The organism is Streptomyces sp. NPDC051320, assembly GCF_040682175.1.
In the GTDB taxonomy this organism is placed as follows: Bacteria; Actinomycetota; Actinomycetes; order Streptomycetales; family Streptomycetaceae; genus Streptomyces.
On record NZ_JBFBAL010000002.1, the window covers coordinates 417,609 to 434,759 of the forward strand.

The window sequence follows — 17,151 nt, forward strand, 5'->3', positions numbered from 1 at the left end:
AACGCCATGGACCGTTACATCGAGATCTCGCTCGAGAAGCGCGGCGTCAGCTGTGTCGCCAAGCTGCTCGACGACCGGGCCCCGCGCACCTGCGAGGCGGTCTGGAACGCCCTGCCGCTGGGCAAGGACGTCTTCCACGGCAAGTACGCCCGCAACGAGATCTACACCCTCGTACCGGCCTTCGCCGAGGCCGAGCCGGGCACCGAGAACCCCACGATCACCCCGATTCCCGGTGACGTCGCTTACTTCTCCTTCGCCAACTGGCAGCTCAACACCAGCTCGCACGGCTACACACAGGGCGGACGGCCGCAGCAGGAGGAGGCCATCGTGGACCTGGCGGTGTTCTACGAGCGCAACAACCTGCTGCTGAACCCGGACACCGGATTCGTGCCGGCCAACATCTTCGCCACCATCACCGAGGGCCTGGACCGGATGGCCGAGGCGGCGCAGGACCTGTGGCTGTCCGGCGTGATCGGCGAGTCCCTCAGCTTCAAGCGCGCCTGACGCGGGGCGATCCCGGAAAACCAAGGGGCGGGCCGGCACAGCGCTGTCGCTGGTGCCGACCCGCCCCTTTCGGGTGTCGGTTTCCGGGTCAGCCGCGCGGCCGGACCGGTGCGGCGGAGGTGATCCCCTCGCGTACCAGCGCCTCGAACAGCAGATGCGAGGCGCGCAGTACCAGCGCGTCACCGTGCCGGGCCGCGACCAGTTGCACGCCCGCTGGAAGCCCGTCCGCCGTCGTACCGCAGGGCACGGTGGATGCGGGCTGCTGGGTGAGGTTGAACGGGTAGGTGAAGGGGGTCCACCCGGTCCAGCGCTCGTGGCCGCTGCCTTCCGGGACCTCCCGGCCGGCCTCGAACGCCGGAATCGGCACGGTGGGGGTCACCAGCAGGTCGTACGTCTCGTGGAACTTCCCCATCCGCACGCCCAGCGCCATCCGCTCGGCCACCGCGCCGAGGTAGTCCAGCGCGCCGGCCTTCGCACCCTCCCGGCACACCTCCCGCAAGCCCGGGTCGAGCGCCGCCAGCTGTTGGGCAGTCAGGTGCTCGACCACCTTGGCGGCGCCCGTGAACCACAGGGTGTGGTACGCCTGCACCGGGTCGGCGAAGCCGGGATCCGCCTCCTCGACCTCCGCGCCCAGATCGGCGAGCAGCTCGACCGCCCGCCGCACCCGGGCGGCCACCTCCGGGTCCACCGGTGCGCCGGCCAACGTCGGGCTGTAGGCGACGCGCAGTCCGCGCACCCCGCCCTCACGGTCCAGCTCCGCGCGGAAACTGCCCTGATAGGGCGCCAGCGCCGCCCAGTCACGGCTGTCCGGGCCGCTCAGCACGTCCATCATCAGTGCCGCGTCCGCCACCGTGCGGGTCATCGGCCCGGCGTGCGCCAATGTGCCGAAGGGACTCGCCGGGTAGAGCGGGATCCTGCCGTAGGTCGGCTTGAGGCCGAAGATCCCGCAGAACGCGGCGGGGATGCGCACCGAGCCGCCCCCGTCGGTGCCCACCGACAGCGGGGCGAGCCCCAGCGCCACGGCCGCTGCGCTGCCGCCGCTCGAGCCACCCGACGTACGGCTCGGGTCCCACGGGTTGCGGGTCACCCCGGTCAGTGGGTTGTCGGTGACGCCCTTCCAGCCGAACTCCGGGGTCGTCGTCTTGCCGACGAACACCGCGCCGTGCTCACGCATCCGGGCCACGCACGGCGCGTCCTCGTCCCAGTCCTGACCGGAGTCGCTGCTCAGCGAACCACGCAAGGTCGGCCGGCCCTTGGTGAGCAGCAGGTCCTTGACGGAGACCGGCACACCGTCCAGCAGCCCCTGCGGTTCACCGCGCCGCCAGCGCTGCTCGGAGGCGCGGGCCTGCGCGCGGGCGGTGTCCGGATCGACCAGGCAGTACGCGTTGACCAGCGGGTCGAGCCGTTCGATACGGTCCAGCACCGCCTCGGTCACCTGGACGGGCGACAGGCTCCTGTCCGCGTATGCGGCGACGAGCTCCGTCGCGGTGCGGGCACACAGTTCGTCGGCCTCGCTGCCGCCGTCCGCTGCCGTCCCGGCCTCCGTGCTGCTGACTTCGGTCATGACATGCCCTTCTCGGTGTCCGGCCTTTCGGTACTGGGCTTATCGGTCCCCGGCTTCTCGGTATCCGACTTATCGCTCCCCGGCTTCTCGGTACCCGGTGCGCCTTCGGCGACCGGCACGTATCCCAGCTTCTTGTTGACCGTGTTGCGCAGTGGCCGGCCTGCCGTCCAGCGCTCGAGGTTGTCGAGGAACACCTCGGCGAGGTCGTCGAGCCAGCCGTAGGTGTCCGCCGACATGTGCGGGGAGACCAGCAGCCCCGGAGCGTCCCAGTGCGGACTGTCCGGCGGCAGCGGTTCGGTGCGGAAGACATCCAGGGCGGCGCCGCCGAGGTGACCGCTCCTCAGGGCCGCCAGCAGGTCCGCCTCGACGACCAGCGGGCCGCGCCCGACGTTGATGAACCGGGCGCCCTGTTTCATCCGGCCGAAGGTCGCGGCGTCGAACATGTCGGCCGTCTGCCCGGTCAGCGGGGCCGCGCTCACCACCCAGTCCGCGTCCGGCAGCAGGCCGGACAGCTGCCCGAAGCCGTGCACCCGGCCGAACTCCGGGTCCTGGTCGCGTGCGGTACGCCCCACCAGTGCGGTCCGCACGCCGAGCGCGGACAGCAGCCGGGTGATGGCCCGCCCGATCGGCCCGGCGCCCACCACGACGGCCCGGGAGCCCGAGACCCGCATGGTCTCCCGGTGCTGCCAGGTACGTGAGCGCTGCAGGTCGTACGTACCGGGAAAGTCCTTGGCCATGGCGAGTACGAGCCCGGTCACGTACTCGGCGATCGGCTGCTCGAACACCCCGCGGGAATTGGTGACCAGCGCGTCCGACTCGACCAGTGCGGGGAACATCAGCCGGTCGACGCCGGCACTCGCGGTGTGCACCCAGCGCGGGCCGCCCGTCCGGGGCCACACCCGGGGCAGGGCATCGGTGAGGAAGTCCCACACGAGGAGGACGTCGGCCGTCGGCAACGCCTCGGCGAGCCCGTCCTCGGTGACGTGGCGCAGCTCGGTTCCCGCCGCGATGCGGTCCAGGCGGGGCGGCGTCCCGCCTGCCAGCACCACGACGACAGGGGGTCCGGTCTCACTCATGGGCGGCCCTTTCGGATCGCTGTGTCGCGCTGCTGCCGACGGTTCGTCCGCGTCAGCGGAAAGCTTGCCCGAGCTGCGCCGGAGCGCAGCTCCAGTAGGGGATTGACACGCTAGGCAGCGGTTCATAGCATTGTCAACAATCTACTGTTCCGGTACTGATCATTCAGCACCCAGTCCCCATGAATGCGGGGCATACATGCCCAACGTGCAGCTCGGTGGACCCCACCAGCAGCAGGGCGTCGGAATCGTGGCACCGTTCGACTTCGCTCTCGACCGAGAGCTCTGGCGATGGACCCCCGACGGCGTGACCGTCCACCTGACCCGCACCCCGTTCGTCCCGGTGGAGGTCAGCCTGGACCTGGCCCGCATGGTCAGCGAACACGAGACACTGGAACTGCAGGTACGAGCGCTGACCGCGGTCCGCCCGGGCGTCGTCGCCTATGCGTGCACCTCGGGAAGTTTCGTCAACGGCGTGGCCGGCGAACGCGCCATGTGTGAGGCGATGCGCAGCAGCGGCGCCCCGGCCGCCGTCACCACGTCCGGGGCGTTGATCGAAGCGCTGTCGCTGCTCGGCGCCGGCCGCGTGTCGGTGGTGACCCCCTACACCGCATCGGTCACCGAGAGCCTCACCGACTACCTCGCCGAAGAGGGAGTGCGGGCGGTCGGTATCGAGTACCTCGGCCTCACCCGGGACATCTGGAAGGTCCCCTACCAGGACCTCATCGACATGGTGACCCGGTCGGTGACGCCCGACGCGGAGGCGGTCTTCATCAGCTGCACCAACCTGCACAGTTACGACACCCTCGCCCTGCTGGAACAGAAGCTGGGCATCCCGGTGCTGTCGGCGAACCAGGTGACCATGTGGGCCGCCCTGCGCCACATCGGCCTGCAGGCGACAGGCCCGGGTCAGTCGCTCCTCGACCTCCCGTTGCCCGCCCCGCTCCCCGAGCCTCCGCACACGGTGCCGCAGCCCGTCCTGGACGTCCCGCAGCCCTTGCCGCAGTCCGTCCTCAACCTTCCGCCGTCGCTGCCGCCGGCCGGCATCGACGTGCCACCGCCGTCGGGGTACACACCGCCCGGCGGGGTCGTGCCCGGCCCGGATCCGCCGGGTGCCGCCTTCACCGGCACTTACACTTCTGCCGTCGAGAGGGCGCTGATCGTATGACCGACCGGAGCACAACGGTGGGATTTCTCTACCCCGGGTACTCCGCGGAGGACGATTACCCGCTGCTGGAGCGCAAGATCGGCCACGGCGCCCGGTTGCCTCTGGTCCACACGGACATGGGCGAGGACGCCCACCGGGTGGACGCCCTGCTGGAGATGGGCGCCGTCCACCGGCTGGCCGACGGACTGATCCGGCTCAAGGAACACGACCTCGACGCCGTGGTGTGGGCGTGCACCAGCGCCAGCTTCATCTACGGATGGGACGGCGCCCGCCGCCAGGTCGAGGAGCTCTCCGAGGCCGCCGGCGGCCTCCCCGCGTCCAGCACGTCCTTCGCCTTCGCCCATGCGGCCCAGGCGCTGGGCGTTCAGCGGGTCGCGATCGGAGCCACCTACCCTGAGGACGTGGCGGACTACTTCGTACGCTTCCTGCAGGCGGCGGGGCTCGAAGTGACGCAGGCGTCCGGCCGCGGCATCATCACCGCCGCGGAGGTGGGCACCCTCGGGCGGCAGCAGGTGCTGGAGCTGGCCCGCTCCGACGACCACCCGGACGCCGGAGCCGTACTGCTCCCGGACACCGCGCTGCACACCGCCGCCTGGCTCGACGAACTGGAGGAAGCTCTCGGCAAGCCGGTACTGACGGCAAACCAGGTCAGCGCATGGGAAGGTCTCCGCCTGGCAGGCGACACCCGGCCGCGCGACGGACTTGGTTCCCTTTTCCGCTGCACGGATTCCCACTGCACGGATGCCGCACGCACGAATTCCCGACGCACGAATTCCCGACGCACGAACCTTTCCGCTCCCGCGTGACCTGCCGGGGACGGCCCTTGACGGAGGAACGAACTCATGGCGAAACCGAGAAGTCTGCGACCGGTCAAACTCGAACCGGCCGCGATCATCATCGCCTCCCGACTCACCGAAGCAATCATGGACGGCACCCTCGCGCCGGGCAGGCAGCTCGGTGAGGCCGAGCTGGCCGGCCAGCTCGGCGTCAGCCGCGGTCCGCTGCGCGAGGCCCTGCAGCGCTTGGTGCAGCAGGGCATCGCCCGCAGCGAGCCACACCGCGGGGTGTTCGTCACCACCCTGGACGAGGACGATGTGCGGGACATCTACCTCGCCCGGACCGCCATCGAGTCCGCCGCCTGCCGTCTGATCCTCCAGCAGTCCCCCCAGCGCAGCGCCGACCGCCTGGCCGCCGTGCACCGCTCCATGGCCACCGCGGCCGGGCGCCGGGACCCGGCAGCCCTCAGTGCCGCGGACATGGCACTGCACCAGGTCCTCGTCGAGGAGTCCGGCAGCCTCCGGCTCAAGCGCATGGCAGAGACCCTCTTCGTCGAGACCCGGATGTGCATGTCCGCCCTGGCGGACAAGTACCCCACCCCGGTGGACATGGTCGACGAGCACGCCGCGATCATCGAGGCGCTGCGGGCCGGTGACGAGAAGCGGCTGCTGGTGCTGATGGACGAGCACATGCAGGACGCCGTCCGCCGCCTGACCGGCGGCGACGGCCCCCGACTCGGCGAACCGCCGGAGGTGGCGGCAGCGGGCGACCGCTCGGCCTGACCTTGCCCGCCCGGTACCGCCCGCTCCGCACTCCCGCGCCGGGTCTCCCCTCCGTAGGGGCGACCCGGCGCCGCTGTTTCGCGCCCCTCCCCGGCGTCCGCGATCCGGCAGTGCTCAGAGTCACTCTGGACAGTGCACGAGACCAGCCGGTAACTTTGACTGAGCAAGCGCTTAGTGCCGTATTCACCCAAGCGAGGGATCTTCCGTGCGCCGTACCGTTTACAACGAGGATCACGAGGCGTTCCGGGACACCATCCGCGCCTTCATCGAGGCCGAGGTCGTCCCCGTGTACGAGGAGTGGCTGGCGGCCGGCCAGGCCCCTCGCGAGTTCTACTACACCCTCGGTGAGCTGGGCATCTTCGGGATCGAGGTGCCGGAGGAATTCGGCGGCGCCGGCGAGGAGTCCTTCAAGTTCCAGGCGATCATCTCCGAGGAGTGCGCACGCGCCGGCGTCTCCTTCGGCGGCTCCGGCGTGCACGTCGCGCTCTGCCTGCCCTACCTGAAGGCCTACGCCACCGACGAGCAGAAGAAGCGCTGGCTGCCGGACTTCGTCTCGGGCGCGACGATGTACGCCATCGCCATGACCGAGCCGGGCACCGGTTCGGACCTGGCCGGCATGAAGACCACCGCCAAGCTCTCCGAAGACGGCACGCACTACGTGCTCAACGGCGCCAAGACCTTCATCACCGGCGGCGTGCACGCCGACCGCGTCATCGTCTGCGCCCGCACCGCCGCCCCGACCGCCGAGGACCGCCGCCACGGCATATCCCTGCTCGTCGTCGACACCAAGTCCGAGGGCTATGCGGTCGGCCGCAAGCTCGACAAGCTCGGCCTGAAGACCTCGGACACCGCCGAGCTCTCCTTCACCGACGTCAAGGTCCCGGTCGAGGACCTGCTCGGCGAGGAGCACAAGGGCTTCTCCTACCTGGGCCAGAACCTGCCGCAGGAACGTCTCGGCATCGCGGTCGGCGCGTACGCCCAGGCCTCGGCGGCCATCCGGTTCGCCAAGGAGTACGTCCAGGACCGCACCGTCTTCGGCAAGTCCGTCGCGTCCTTCCAGAACACGAAGTTCGAGCTGGCTGCCTGCCAGGCCGAGGTCGACGCCGCCGAAGCGGTCTGTGACCGCGCGCTGGAGGCCCACGACCTGGGTGAGCTGTCCGCCGCCGAGGCCGCGTCCGCGAAGCTCTTCTGCACCGAGGTCGCGCACCGCGTCATCGACAAGTGCCTGCAGCTGCACGGCGGTTACGGCTACATGAACGAGTACCCGATCGCCCGCCTCTACGCGGACAACCGGGTGAACCGCATCTACGGCGGCACCAGCGAGGTCATGAAGATGATCATCGCCAAGAACATGGGTCTGTAAGGGCCGACGCCTTTCATGCCTCTCCCTCACTCGAACTCAGCACTCGCATCCCTGCTCGATCTGCTCGACCTGGAGCAGATCGAGCAGGACATCTTCCGCGGCCTGAGCCGTTCCGCCGTCGTACCTCGCGTCTTCGGCGGCCAGGTTGCCGCCCAGGCCCTGGTCGCCGCGGGCCGTACGGTGCCCGCCGACAGGTCGGCCAATTCGCTCCACTCGTACTTCCTGCGCCCCGGCGACCCCGGCGCGCCGATCGTGTACACGGTCGACCGCATCCGCGACGGCCGTTCCTTCACCACCCGCCGGGTGGTCGCCGTGCAGCACGGTCAGCCGATCTTCCATCTCTCGGCGTCCTTCCAGACGTACGAGGAGGGCCTGGAACACCAGGCGCCCATGCCGCAGGCTCCCGACCCCGAGACACTCCCCACCGCCGCCGAGATGCTGCCCCGCCACGCGGACCGCTTCCTGGACCCGAGCGTGGTGGACCGGCTGCTCGAGGCCCGCGCGGCGGTCGATCTGCGTTACGTCGACGACCCGCCGTACGCCAGCGTCGGCACCCCGCGCGAACCGCGCTCGCAGGTCTGGTTCCGCACCAGCGGCAAGCTGGACGGCGAGATCGACCAGCCGATGCTGCACGTCTGCCTCGCCACCTACGTCTCCGACATGACCCTGCTCGACTCGGTCCTGTTGGCGCACGGCCGCGGTGGCTGGGCCACCGGGGACGTGGTCGGCGCCAGCCTCGACCACGCGATGTGGTTCCACCGCCCCTTCCGGGCCGACGAATGGCTCCTCTACGACCAGGAGTCCCCCTCCGCGTCGGGCGGACGCGGCCTCGGCCAGGCCCGCATCTACACCCGGGACGGGCACCTCGCGGTCACCGTGATCCAGGAGGGCGTCGTCCGGGTTCCGCGTTGATCAACCGTGGCTCGACCGGCCGCCCCGGGCGCCCGGTCGAGCCACGGTCGTCCGGGGAAACGGCTTGACGGGTCACGGCCGAACTTCCCCCTCCTCCAGGACGTCGAAAGGGCAGCCGGTGAATGCTTCCGGGGCATCGGTATGCCGGAGATCGCCGACGATGACCCGCTCCCCCTCGACGAACTCTCCCGCTACCAGCGGGCCGGACTGGCCTGGGTGGCAGTGGACGGCCCCGACAGACCGGTGGCCTACCTCGTCGCCGAGCCCGTCGACGGGAGTCTCCACGTCGAACAGGTATCGGTCCACCCCAACCACGCCCGCCGCCGGGTGGGCCGGTTGCTGCTGGACCACCTCGCAGCCGGAGCCCTGTCCGACGGAATGCCCGCCCTGACCCTGACGACCTTCACCCACGCGCCGTGGAACGCCCCTTACTACGCACGCTGCGGCTTCCGGCGCCTGGAGGAGCACGAGCTCACCCGGTCTGCGCGACATCCGCCTGCGGGAAGCCGCTCACGGTCTGGACCGCTGGCCACGGATCTGCATGCGCCGGGTCCTGTGACCCATCAGGGTGCGAGCCGAGGGCGGACAAGCCTACGGGCCGCTGGGGCCGAAACCGCCTCGGTTGCCGTCAGACCAGCCCCGCCGCGTCCAGCAGGTACGCCGTCATCGGGTCGTAGAAGCGCGGGTCGGTGACGTGGTCGTCGAGCGGGACGGTGACCTGCATGGTGCCTTCGGTCTCGCCGAGGAAGAGCGCCGGGTCATTGGAGTCGGCATAGCCGACGGAGTCGATGCCGCGCTGGCCCGCGCAGCCGGCCCAGCCGTGGTCGGCGACGACCAGATCGGGCAGCGGGCGCCCTTCGCGCTCCAGGCCGTCGAGGATGCTCGTCATCGGCACGGGCGAGTGGGTGTGCCAGAGCGTGGCGCCGCGTTCGAGCACCGCGACGTCCGCGAACTGGTAGACCATGCCCTCGTCGGAGGCCAGGCCGCCCGGGATCCGTACGATCTCGCAGCCCGCGGTGCGCAGCGCGTCCGCTGTGGCGCGGTGTACGTCCAGCAGCCCGCCCGGGTGCCCGGTCGCCAGGAGCACCCGCTGCTTGCCCGCCGCGGCCTTGCGCAGCCGGGCCGCCATCCGTTCCAGCGCGTCGACCGTCAGCTCCGGGTCGATGGTGTCCTGCCCGTAGCGGTGCTCGGGGTCGTCGCTCACCCCGCAGCGTTCGGCCATCACCGCGAGCACGTCCTGCTCGTCCGCCCAGCGGTCACCGAGTTCCAGGCCGAGCCAGAAGTGGCGGTCGCCGTTGGAGAGCTTGCGGTAGTGGGAGAGGTTGTTGTCGCGGGGCGTGGCGACGTCTCCCGCGATGCGCGTACGGACGAGGTGGTCGACGAGATCGGCGCGGCTGGGTATCGGCATGAGCCCCATTGTGCCGTCAGCCGTCGGTCGCGTCAGTCGGGAAGCCCGGCTGCCTCCGGCGTCCGCGCCAGTGCTTCGAAGGCCCCGTGGGCGAGACGGCGCAGCAGGGCCTCGGTGACGGCCCGGCCCGGGAGGCCGCCGGTGCCCAGGTGCGGGGTGGAGTTCAGCAGCCCGAAGACGGCGTGCACGGCGGCCCGGGCCTCCGGTTCGGGGGTGTGCGGGTGAAGCTCCCGGACGACGGTGACCCACAGCTCGACGTACTGCCGCTGGAGCCTGCGGACCGCCTTGCGGTCACTGTCGCGCAGCCGGTCGAGCTCCCGATCGTGCACGGTGATGAGCGGGCGGTCGTCGAGCGCGAAGTCGATGTGGCCGTCGATGAGCGAGCCGAGCACCGTCTCGGGTCCGCCGGCGGCCTGCGCGGCGCGCAGCCTGCCGCCGTCCAGCAGCCGCTCGCTGATCCCGACGAGCAGTTCGGCGAGCATCGCGTCCTTGCCCGCGAAGTGACGGTAGAGACCGGGGCCGCTGATGCCCACGGCGGCACCTATCTCGTCGACGCCGACGCCGTGGAAGCCGCGCTCGGCGAAGAGGCGCGCAGCCTCCTTGAGGATCTGCTCGCGCCGCGTCGGGGCGTCCGTCCTGGTGCTCATGGGTCCATTCTAGACAGCGGGGTTAGCGAGCGTTAACCTGACCGCACCATGTTAACGGTCACTAACGTCCGGAAACCGAACGACCACCGAACGCGAACGACACCGAGCAAGTACGACACCGAGCAAGGGGGCCCGACGGATGCAGCAGGCACCGGTGCTGGCGAGCGCGGCTGATCCCGCGTCCGAGGCCTGGCAGGCCAACGAGGCGGCGCACGAGACGCTCGCCGCCGAGCTGCGGGGCCGACTGGCCGCCGCCCGGCTGGGCGGCGGCGAGAAGTCCCGCGCCCGCCACACGGCGCGCGGAAAGCTGTTGCCCAGGGACCGGGTCGACACCCTGCTCGACCCCGGGTCCCCGTTCCTGGAACTGGCACCGCTGGCGGCCGAGGGGATGTACGGCGGGGCGGCCCCGGCGGCGGGGGTGATCGCCGGCATCGGCCGGGTCAGCGGCCGCGAGGTGATGGTGGTCGCCAATGACGCCACGGTCAAGGGCGGCACGTACTACCCGATGACCGTGAAGAAGCACCTGCGGGCGCAGGAGGTGGCCCTGGAGAACCGCCTCCCCTGCCTGTATCTGGTGGACTCCGGCGGCGCCTTCCTGCCCCTGCAGGACGAGGTCTTCCCGGACCGCGAGCATTTCGGGCGGATCTTCTACAACCAGGCCCGGATGTCCGGCGCGGGCATCCCGCAGATCGCCGCAGTGCTCGGCTCCTGCACGGCGGGCGGCGCGTACGTCCCGGCGATGAGCGACGAGGCAGTGATCGTCCGCAACCAGGGCACCATCTTCCTGGGCGGGCCGCCGCTGGTGAAGGCGGCCACCGGTGAGGTCGTGACGGCCGAGGAGCTGGGCGGCGGGGAGGTGCACTCCCGGGTCTCCGGGGTCACCGACCATCTCGCCGAGGACGACGCGCACGCGCTCCGGATCGTCCGGACCATCGTGTCCACCCTGCCGGAGCGCGGCCCGCTCCCCTGGACCGTGGAACCGGTGGAGGAGCCGAAGGCCGACCCGGCGGGTCTGTACGGCGCGGTACCGGTCGATTCCCGTACGCCCTACGACGTGCGTGAGGTGATCGCCCGGATCACCGACGGCTCCCGGTTCGCCGAGTTCAAGTCGGAGTTCGGGACGACGCTGGTCACCGGCTTCGCACGGATCCACGGCCATCCGGTCGGGATCATCGCCAACAACGGCATCCTCTTCTCCGAGTCCGCGCAGAAGGGCGCGCACTTCATCGAGCTGTGCGACCAGCGCGGCATTCCGCTGCTCTTCCTGCAGAACATCTCCGGCTTCATGGTCGGCCGGAGTTACGAGGCGGGCGGCATCGCCAAGCACGGCGCCAAGATGGTGACCGCGGTGGCCTGCGCCCGGGTCCCGAAACTGACGGTGGTGGTCGGCGGGTCGTACGGCGCGGGCAACTACTCGATGTGCGGGCGCGCCTATTCGCCGCGCTTCCTGTGGATGTGGCCGAACGCGAAGATCTCGGTGATGGGCGGCGAGCAGGCCGCGTCCGTGCTGGCCACCGTCAAGCGGGACCAGCTGGGCGACGACTGGAGCGCCGAGGAGGAAGAGGCCTTCAAGGACCCGATCCGCGCCCAGTACGACCAGCAGGGGAACGCCTACTACGCGACGGCCCGGCTCTGGGACGACGGTGTCATCGACCCGCTGGAGACCCGCCAGGTCGTCGGTCTCGCCCTGACCGCCTGTGCCAACGCCCCGCTGGGCGAGCCCGGCTACGGCGTCTTCCGGATGTGATGAGGATGGAAATGTTCGACAGCGTTCTGATCGCCAACCGGGGCGAGATCGCCGTCCGGGTCATCCGTACGCTGCGGGAGCTGGGCATCCGCTCGGTGGCCGTGTTCAGCGACGCGGACGCGGACGCCCGGCACGTGCGGGAGGCGGACACCGCCGTCCGTATCGGCCCCGCGTCCGCCGCCGAGAGCTATCTGTCGGTGGAGAGGCTGTTGGCCGCGGCCGCAGGCAGCGGCGCGCAAGCGGTACACCCGGGATACGGCTTCCTGGCCGAGAACGCCGGCTTCGCGCAGGCCTGCGCGGACGCCGGACTGGTCTTCATCGGCCCTCCCGCCTCCGCGATCTCGCTGATGGGCGACAAGATCCGCGCCAAGGCGACGGTGCGGGCGGCGGGCGTCCCGGTGGTCCCCGGCTCCTCGGGGAGCGGACTCACCGACGCCGAACTCGCCGCAGCCGCACAGGACATCGGGATGCCGGTGCTGATCAAGCCGTCCGCCGGCGGGGGCGGCAAGGGCATGCACCTGGTCCGGGACGAGTCGCGGCTGCTGGACGAGATCGCGTCGGCCCGGCGCGAGGCCCGCTCGTCCTTCGGTGACGACACGCTCCTGATCGAGCGGTGGATCGACCGGCCGCGCCACATCGAGATCCAGGTGCTGGCGGACGGCCACGGCAATGTGGTGCATCTGGGCGAGCGCGAATGTTCGCTGCAGCGCCGCCACCAGAAGATCATCGAGGAGGCGCCGTCCGTCCTGCTGGACGAGGCGACCCGTACGGCGATGGGCGAGGCCGCGGTGCAGGCGGCCCGCAGTTGCGGTTACACGGGGGCGGGCACGGTGGAGTTCATCGTCCCGGGCAACGACCCCTCCTCGTACTACTTCATGGAGATGAACACCCGTCTCCAGGTCGAGCACCCGGTGACCGAGCTGATCACCGGCATCGACCTCGTCGAGTGGCAGCTCCGCGTCGCGGCCGGCGAGCAACTCCCGTACAGCCAGAAGGACATCACCCTCACCGGCCATGCCGTCGAGGCGCGCGTCTGCGCCGAGGACCCGGCCCGGGGCTTTCTGCCGTCGGGCGGCACCGTGCTGTCGCTGCGCGAGCCGCAAAGTCAGGGAGTGCGCACCGACTCGGGCCTCAGCGAGGGCGCCGAGGTCGGCAGCCGCTACGACCCGATGCTGTCGAAGGTCATCGCCTATGGGCCCGACCGGGCGACCGCGCTGCGCAAGCTCCGGGCGGCGCTGGCGGACACGGTCACCCTGGGCGTCCCGACCAACGCCGGCTTCCTGCGCCGGCTGCTCGCCCACCCGGCGGTGGTGGCGGGCGACCTGGACACCGGCCTGGTCGAGCGTGAGGCGGACGGCCTGATCGACGACACCGTCCCGCCGGAGGTGTACACGGCGGCGGCCGCGGTACGCCGCGCGGAGCGGGCCCCACGACCTGCCGGGCCCGGGGCCTGGACCGACCCGTTCTCGGTACCGAGCGGCTGGCGGCTGGGCGGCACCCACGTACCGCTCGCCCACTGGCTGCGGGTCCCCGGGCACGAGCCGGTGCGCGCCGAGGGCGCGGGCCGGGTCGGACCGCACACCGTGTCGGTCACCGTCGAGGGAACCGTGCACACCTTCCACCGGGCCGGGAACTGGCTGGGCAGGGACGGGGACGCCTGGCACGTCCAGGACCACGATCCGGTGGAGGCCACGCTGGACGCGGCGGCCGGGCGCGGCGGCGCCGGATCGCTCACCGCGCCGATGCCCGGGACGGTCACCGTGGTGAAGGTCGCCACCGGTGACGAGGTGATCGCCGGGCAGGGGCTGCTGGTGGTCGAGGCGATGAAGATGGAACACCTGATCACCGCCCCGCACGCGGGCGTCGTCAGCGAACTGGACGTGCAGCCGGGCACCACCGTCGCCATGGACCAGGTGCTGGCCGTGGTCACTCCTCAGGAGGATGCCGTATGACCCCCGGGCTCCCGATGTCCGTACCGGCGCAGGGGTTGCCGCCCCGGATCCGCATCCACGAGGTCGGCGCCCGGGACGGACTGCAGAACGAACAGACGGTCGTACCGACCGAGGTGAAGGCGGAGTTCATCCACCGCCTCGCCGAGGCGGGCCTGACCACCATCGAGGCGACCAGCTTCGTGCACCCCAAGTGGGTGCCCCAACTGGCCGACGCCGAGGTGTTGTTCCCGCAGCTCGGCGGCATCGGGGGCGTCGACCTGCCGGTGCTCGTGCCCAACGCACGGGGCCTGGAGCGCGCCCGTGATCTCGGCGCCCGCCGGATCGCGGTGTTCGGCTCGGCGACCGAGTCCTTCGCCAAGGCCAATCTCAACCGGACCGTCGACGAGTCGCTCGCCATGTTCGAGCCGGTCGTCGCGACCGCCCGGACGGCCGGCATGCACGTCCGGGGCTACCTCTCGATGTGCTTCGGCGACCCCTGGGAGGGGCCGGTCCCGGTCGACCGGGTGGTGACGGTCGCCAAGCGGCTGCTGGACCTGGGCTGCGACGAGCTGAGCCTCGGCGACACCATCGGGGTGGCCACCCCCGGGCATGTGCTGGCCCTCCTCACCGGCCTCAACGCGGCAGGCGTCGGTACGGAGTCGATCGGCGTCCACTTCCACGACACCTACGGCCAGGCCCTCTCCAACACCCTCGCCGCCCTGCAGCACGGGGTGACCACGGTGGACGCGTCGGCCGGCGGCCTGGGCGGCTGCCCGTACGCGAAGTCCGCCACCGGAAACCTCGCCACCGAAGACCTCGTGTGGATGCTCGAAGGCCTCGGCGTCGAAACCGGCGTCGACCTCGGCCGCCTCACCGCCACCAGCGTGTGGATGGCCGGACAACTGGGCCGACCCAGCCCTTCCCGCACCGTACGCGCCCTCTCCCACCAGGAGCAGTGACATGGACCACCGCCTCACCCCCGAACACGAAGAACTCCGCCGCACCGTCGAGGCGTTCGCCCACGATGTGATCGCGCCGAAGATCGGCGACTTCTACGAGCGGCACGAGTTCCCGTACGAGATCGTCCGCGAGATGGGCCGGATGGGCCTCTTCGGGCTGCCCTTCCCCGAGGAGTACGGCGGCATGGGCGGTGACTACCTCGCGCTGGGGATCGCCCTGGAGGAGCTGGCCCGGGTCGACTCCTCGGTGGCCATCACCCTCGAGGCCGGGGTGTCGCTCGGCGCGATGCCGGTTCACCTCTTCGGCACCGAGGAGCAGAAGCGGGAGTGGCTGCCGCGGATGTGCTCGGGCGAGATCCTGGGTGCCTTCGGCCTGACCGAACCAGGCTGCGGTTCGGACGCCGGCGGCACCCGGACCACCGCGGTGCGGGACGGTGACGACTGGGTGATCAACGGCTCCAAGTGCTTCATCACCAACTCCGGTACGGACATCACCGGCCTGGTCACCGTCACCGCGGTCACCGGCCGCAAGGCCGACGGCCGCCCGCTCATCTCCGCGATCATCGTGCCGTCCGGCACCCCCGGCTTCACCGTCGCCGCCCCGTACTCGAAGGTCGGCTGGAACGCCTCGGACACCCGCGAACTGTCCTTCTCCGACGTCCGGGTGCCGGCCGCGAACCTGCTCGGCGAGGAGGGTCGCGGTTACGCCCAGTTCCTGCGCATCCTCGACGAGGGCCGGGTCGCCATCTCCGCGCTGGCGACCGGCCTCGCCCAGGGCTGCGTCGACGAGTCCGTCTCGTACGCGAAGACCCGGCACGCCTTCGGCCGCCCGATCGGTGACAACCAGGCGATCCAGTTCAAGATCGCCGACATGGAGATGAAGGCGCACACCGCCCGGGTGTCCTGGCGGGACGCGGCATCGCGCCTGGTGACCGGCGAACCGTTCAAGAAGGAGGCGGCGCTGGCGAAGCTCTACTCGTCGACCGTGGCCGTGGACAACGCGCGCGAGGCCACCCAGATCCACGGTGGGTACGGCTTCATGAACGAGTACCCGGTGGCGCGGATGTGGCGCGACTCGAAGATCCTGGAGATCGGCGAGGGCACCAGCGAGGTGCAGCGCATGCTGATCGCGCGGGAACTCGGGCTGCCGACGAGCTGACCGGCCGCGCGACCGCGCCCCGGCCGACGGGGCGTCCATACGAGGGGGCTTCAGGTCAGGTTAGGCTAACCTGACCTGAAGTTGCCCAGTGGCCACATCGGCACGTATGGAAAGCAGAGCCCGCCATGCCCAATGCCAGCGCTTCCCACCTCTCCCGTCGCGGCCTCCTCGCCGCGGGCGGCGCCATCGGTATCGGCGCCGCGCTCAGCGCGTGCGGGGGCGGCGACTCGAAATCCTCGGCGGGTACGGCGAAGGCGGGGTCGGGGGCCTGGTCCTTCAAGGACGACCGCGGGAAGGTCGCGAAGGCCGGTTCGACCCCCGCGAAGATCGTCGCCTTCACCGGCACCGCGGCCGCTCTGCACGACTACGGGGTCGAGGTGGTGGGCGTCTTCGGGCCGACGAAGACCAAGGACGGCAAGGCCGACGTCCAGGCCGGCGACCTCGACATCAGCAAGGTCGAGATACTCGGCAACGTCTGGGGCGAGTTCAATGTGGAGAAGTACGCCGCGCTCGGCCCCCAACTGCTGATCACCGGGATGTACGACAAGGGCGCGCTCTGGTACGTGCCGGACGAGTCCAAGGACAAGGTCCTCGAACTGGCCCCGAGTGTCGCGCTGATGGTCGCCAGGACGTCGATGCCCGCCGCGCTCCAGCGCCACGCCGAGCTCGCCGCATCGCTGGGCGCCGACCTCAAGGCGCAGAAGGTCACCGACGCCAGGGCACGCTTCGAGAAGGCCGCCGCCCGGCTGCGCGCCGCGGCCAGGGCCAACCCGAAGATCCGGGTGCTGATCGGCTCGGCCGGCGCCGACCTGTTCTACATCTCGACGCCCGAACCCTCCGCGGACCTGCGGTACTTCAAGGAACTCGGCGTCAACATCGTGGTGCCCGACAAGGTCGACAAGCAGGGCTGGTTCGAGAGCCTGAGCTGGGAGAACGCCGACAAGTACCCGGCCGACATCATCATGATGGACAACCGGACGTCGGCGCTGCAGCCCGCCGCCCTGAAGTCGAAGCCGACCTGGGGTGAGCTGCCGGCGGTGAAGGCGGGCCAGGTCATCCCCCGTTCCACCACCGACCCGATCTTCTCCTACGACAAGTGCGCACCGGCCCTGGACGCCCTGGCCGAGGCGATCGAGAACGCCAGGAAGGTCGGCTGA

Annotated in this window: 15 protein-coding genes and 1 pseudogene; 12 read left to right on the top strand and 4 right to left on the bottom strand. The window is 70.8% G+C overall.

What is annotated here, in order from left to right:
- Positions 1 to 6 precede the first annotated feature (6 nt).
- Positions 7 to 504 carry a DUF3830 family protein gene (locus tag AB0M87_RS05905; RefSeq protein ID WP_365850450.1) on the top strand — a complete coding sequence of 166 codons (498 nt, stop codon included), beginning with the start codon at positions 7 to 9 and terminating at the stop codon, positions 502 to 504.
- A gap of 88 nt (positions 505 to 592) precedes the next feature.
- Here AB0M87_RS05905 and AB0M87_RS05910 read toward each other — a convergent pair whose 3' ends face one another.
- Both AB0M87_RS05910 and AB0M87_RS05915 read right to left on the bottom strand, forming a co-directional pair.
- Complete coding sequence (locus AB0M87_RS05910; protein WP_365850451.1) at positions 593 to 2,068, bottom strand: amidase; 1,476 nt, start codon at positions 2,066 to 2,068, stop codon at positions 593 to 595.
- Positions 2,065 to 3,144: a D-2-hydroxyacid dehydrogenase gene (locus AB0M87_RS05915; RefSeq protein ID WP_365850453.1), complete on the bottom strand. Its 1,080-nt coding sequence runs from the start codon at positions 3,142 to 3,144 to the stop codon at positions 2,065 to 2,067. Before AB0M87_RS05915 ends, AB0M87_RS05910 begins: the two co-directional genes overlap by 4 nt.
- A 196-nt stretch (positions 3,145 to 3,340) precedes the next feature.
- Here AB0M87_RS05915 and AB0M87_RS05920 point away from each other — a divergent pair, with 196 nt between their 5' ends.
- The 6 genes and pseudogenes from AB0M87_RS05920 (at position 3,341) to AB0M87_RS05945 (ending at position 8,702) form a co-directional block, all read left to right on the top strand.
- Positions 3,341 to 4,309: a decarboxylase gene (locus AB0M87_RS05920; RefSeq protein WP_365850455.1), complete on the top strand. Its 969-nt coding sequence runs from the start codon at positions 3,341 to 3,343 to the stop codon at positions 4,307 to 4,309.
- Positions 4,306 to 5,115 carry a decarboxylase gene (locus AB0M87_RS05925; protein ID WP_365850456.1) on the top strand — a complete coding sequence of 270 codons (810 nt, stop codon included), beginning with the start codon at positions 4,306 to 4,308 and terminating at the stop codon, positions 5,113 to 5,115. The genes AB0M87_RS05920 and AB0M87_RS05925 overlap by 4 nt, the downstream gene beginning before the upstream one ends.
- 36 nt (positions 5,116 to 5,151) lie before the next feature.
- A complete protein-coding gene (locus AB0M87_RS05930; protein WP_365850458.1) occupies positions 5,152 to 5,868 on the top strand; it encodes a GntR family transcriptional regulator in 717 nt (238 codons plus the stop codon).
- A 205-nt stretch (positions 5,869 to 6,073) separates the two neighbouring features.
- Positions 6,074 to 7,231 (top strand): acyl-CoA dehydrogenase family protein, encoded by a 1,158-nt coding sequence (locus AB0M87_RS05935; protein ID WP_365850460.1) that lies wholly within the window; start codon positions 6,074 to 6,076, stop codon positions 7,229 to 7,231.
- A 15-nt stretch (positions 7,232 to 7,246) separates the two neighbouring features.
- Positions 7,247 to 8,143 carry an acyl-CoA thioesterase II gene (locus tag AB0M87_RS05940; protein WP_365850462.1) on the top strand — a complete coding sequence of 299 codons (897 nt, stop codon included), beginning with the start codon at positions 7,247 to 7,249 and terminating at the stop codon, positions 8,141 to 8,143.
- Positions 8,144 to 8,278: 135 nt separating this feature from the next.
- Positions 8,279 to 8,702, top strand: a pseudogene (locus tag AB0M87_RS05945) (GNAT family N-acetyltransferase).
- A gap of 69 nt (positions 8,703 to 8,771) precedes the next feature.
- Here AB0M87_RS05945 and AB0M87_RS05950 read toward each other — a convergent pair.
- Both AB0M87_RS05950 and AB0M87_RS05955 read right to left on the bottom strand, forming a co-directional pair.
- Positions 8,772 to 9,551: a phosphatase gene (locus AB0M87_RS05950; RefSeq protein WP_365850464.1), complete on the bottom strand. Its 780-nt coding sequence runs from the start codon at positions 9,549 to 9,551 to the stop codon at positions 8,772 to 8,774.
- 32 nt (positions 9,552 to 9,583) lie between these two features.
- Positions 9,584 to 10,198, bottom strand: a complete 615-nt coding sequence (locus tag AB0M87_RS05955) for a TetR/AcrR family transcriptional regulator (protein ID WP_365850465.1) — start codon at positions 10,196 to 10,198, stop codon at positions 9,584 to 9,586.
- Positions 10,199 to 10,337: 139 nt separating this feature from the next.
- On the opposite strand from AB0M87_RS05955, the gene AB0M87_RS05960 reads away from it, so the two are divergent.
- The 5 genes from AB0M87_RS05960 (at position 10,338) to AB0M87_RS05980 (ending at position 17,151) form a co-directional block, all read left to right on the top strand.
- Positions 10,338 to 11,945: a carboxyl transferase domain-containing protein gene (locus tag AB0M87_RS05960; protein ID WP_365850467.1), complete on the top strand. Its 1,608-nt coding sequence runs from the start codon at positions 10,338 to 10,340 to the stop codon at positions 11,943 to 11,945.
- A 5-nt stretch (positions 11,946 to 11,950) separates the two neighbouring features.
- Positions 11,951 to 13,897 (top strand): acetyl/propionyl/methylcrotonyl-CoA carboxylase subunit alpha, encoded by a 1,947-nt coding sequence (locus AB0M87_RS05965; RefSeq protein ID WP_365850468.1) that lies wholly within the window; start codon positions 11,951 to 11,953, stop codon positions 13,895 to 13,897.
- Positions 13,894 to 14,835, top strand: a complete 942-nt coding sequence (locus AB0M87_RS05970; protein WP_365850469.1) for a hydroxymethylglutaryl-CoA lyase — start codon at positions 13,894 to 13,896, stop codon at positions 14,833 to 14,835. The genes AB0M87_RS05965 and AB0M87_RS05970 overlap by 4 nt, the downstream gene beginning before the upstream one ends.
- Position 14,836: 1 nt before the next feature.
- Entirely contained in the window at positions 14,837 to 15,994 is a 1,158-nt protein-coding gene (locus AB0M87_RS05975; RefSeq protein ID WP_365850470.1) for an acyl-CoA dehydrogenase family protein, read from the top strand.
- Between the two features lie 125 nt (positions 15,995 to 16,119).
- Positions 16,120 to 17,151: an ABC transporter substrate-binding protein gene (locus AB0M87_RS05980; protein WP_365850471.1), complete on the top strand. Its 1,032-nt coding sequence runs from the start codon at positions 16,120 to 16,122 to the stop codon at positions 17,149 to 17,151.

What these genes read in the sequence shown, in the direction of transcription:
- AB0M87_RS05905 (WP_365850450.1), top strand. Translation starts at nt 7, where the DNA reads ATGGACCGTTACATCGAGATCTCGCTCGAGAAGCGCGGCGTCAGCTGT.
- AB0M87_RS05910 (WP_365850451.1), bottom strand. Translation starts at nt 2,068, where the DNA reads ATGACCGAAGTCAGCAGCACGGAGGCCGGGACGGCAGCGGACGGCGGC.
- AB0M87_RS05915 (WP_365850453.1), bottom strand. Translation starts at nt 3,144, where the DNA reads ATGAGTGAGACCGGACCCCCTGTCGTCGTGGTGCTGGCAGGCGGGACG.
- AB0M87_RS05920 (WP_365850455.1), top strand. Translation starts at nt 3,341, where the DNA reads ATGCCCAACGTGCAGCTCGGTGGACCCCACCAGCAGCAGGGCGTCGGA.
- AB0M87_RS05925 (WP_365850456.1), top strand. Translation starts at nt 4,306, where the DNA reads ATGACCGACCGGAGCACAACGGTGGGATTTCTCTACCCCGGGTACTCC.
- AB0M87_RS05930 (WP_365850458.1), top strand. Translation starts at nt 5,152, where the DNA reads ATGGCGAAACCGAGAAGTCTGCGACCGGTCAAACTCGAACCGGCCGCG.
- AB0M87_RS05940 (WP_365850462.1), top strand. Translation starts at nt 7,247, where the DNA reads ATGCCTCTCCCTCACTCGAACTCAGCACTCGCATCCCTGCTCGATCTG.
- AB0M87_RS05950 (WP_365850464.1), bottom strand. Translation starts at nt 9,551, where the DNA reads ATGCCGATACCCAGCCGCGCCGATCTCGTCGACCACCTCGTCCGTACG.
- AB0M87_RS05955 (WP_365850465.1), bottom strand. Translation starts at nt 10,198, where the DNA reads ATGAGCACCAGGACGGACGCCCCGACGCGGCGCGAGCAGATCCTCAAG.
- AB0M87_RS05960 (WP_365850467.1), top strand. Translation starts at nt 10,338, where the DNA reads ATGCAGCAGGCACCGGTGCTGGCGAGCGCGGCTGATCCCGCGTCCGAG.
- AB0M87_RS05965 (WP_365850468.1), top strand. Translation starts at nt 11,951, where the DNA reads ATGGAAATGTTCGACAGCGTTCTGATCGCCAACCGGGGCGAGATCGCC.
- AB0M87_RS05970 (WP_365850469.1), top strand. Translation starts at nt 13,894, where the DNA reads ATGACCCCCGGGCTCCCGATGTCCGTACCGGCGCAGGGGTTGCCGCCC.
- AB0M87_RS05975 (WP_365850470.1), top strand. Translation starts at nt 14,837, where the DNA reads ATGGACCACCGCCTCACCCCCGAACACGAAGAACTCCGCCGCACCGTC.
- AB0M87_RS05980 (WP_365850471.1), top strand. Translation starts at nt 16,120, where the DNA reads ATGCCCAATGCCAGCGCTTCCCACCTCTCCCGTCGCGGCCTCCTCGCC.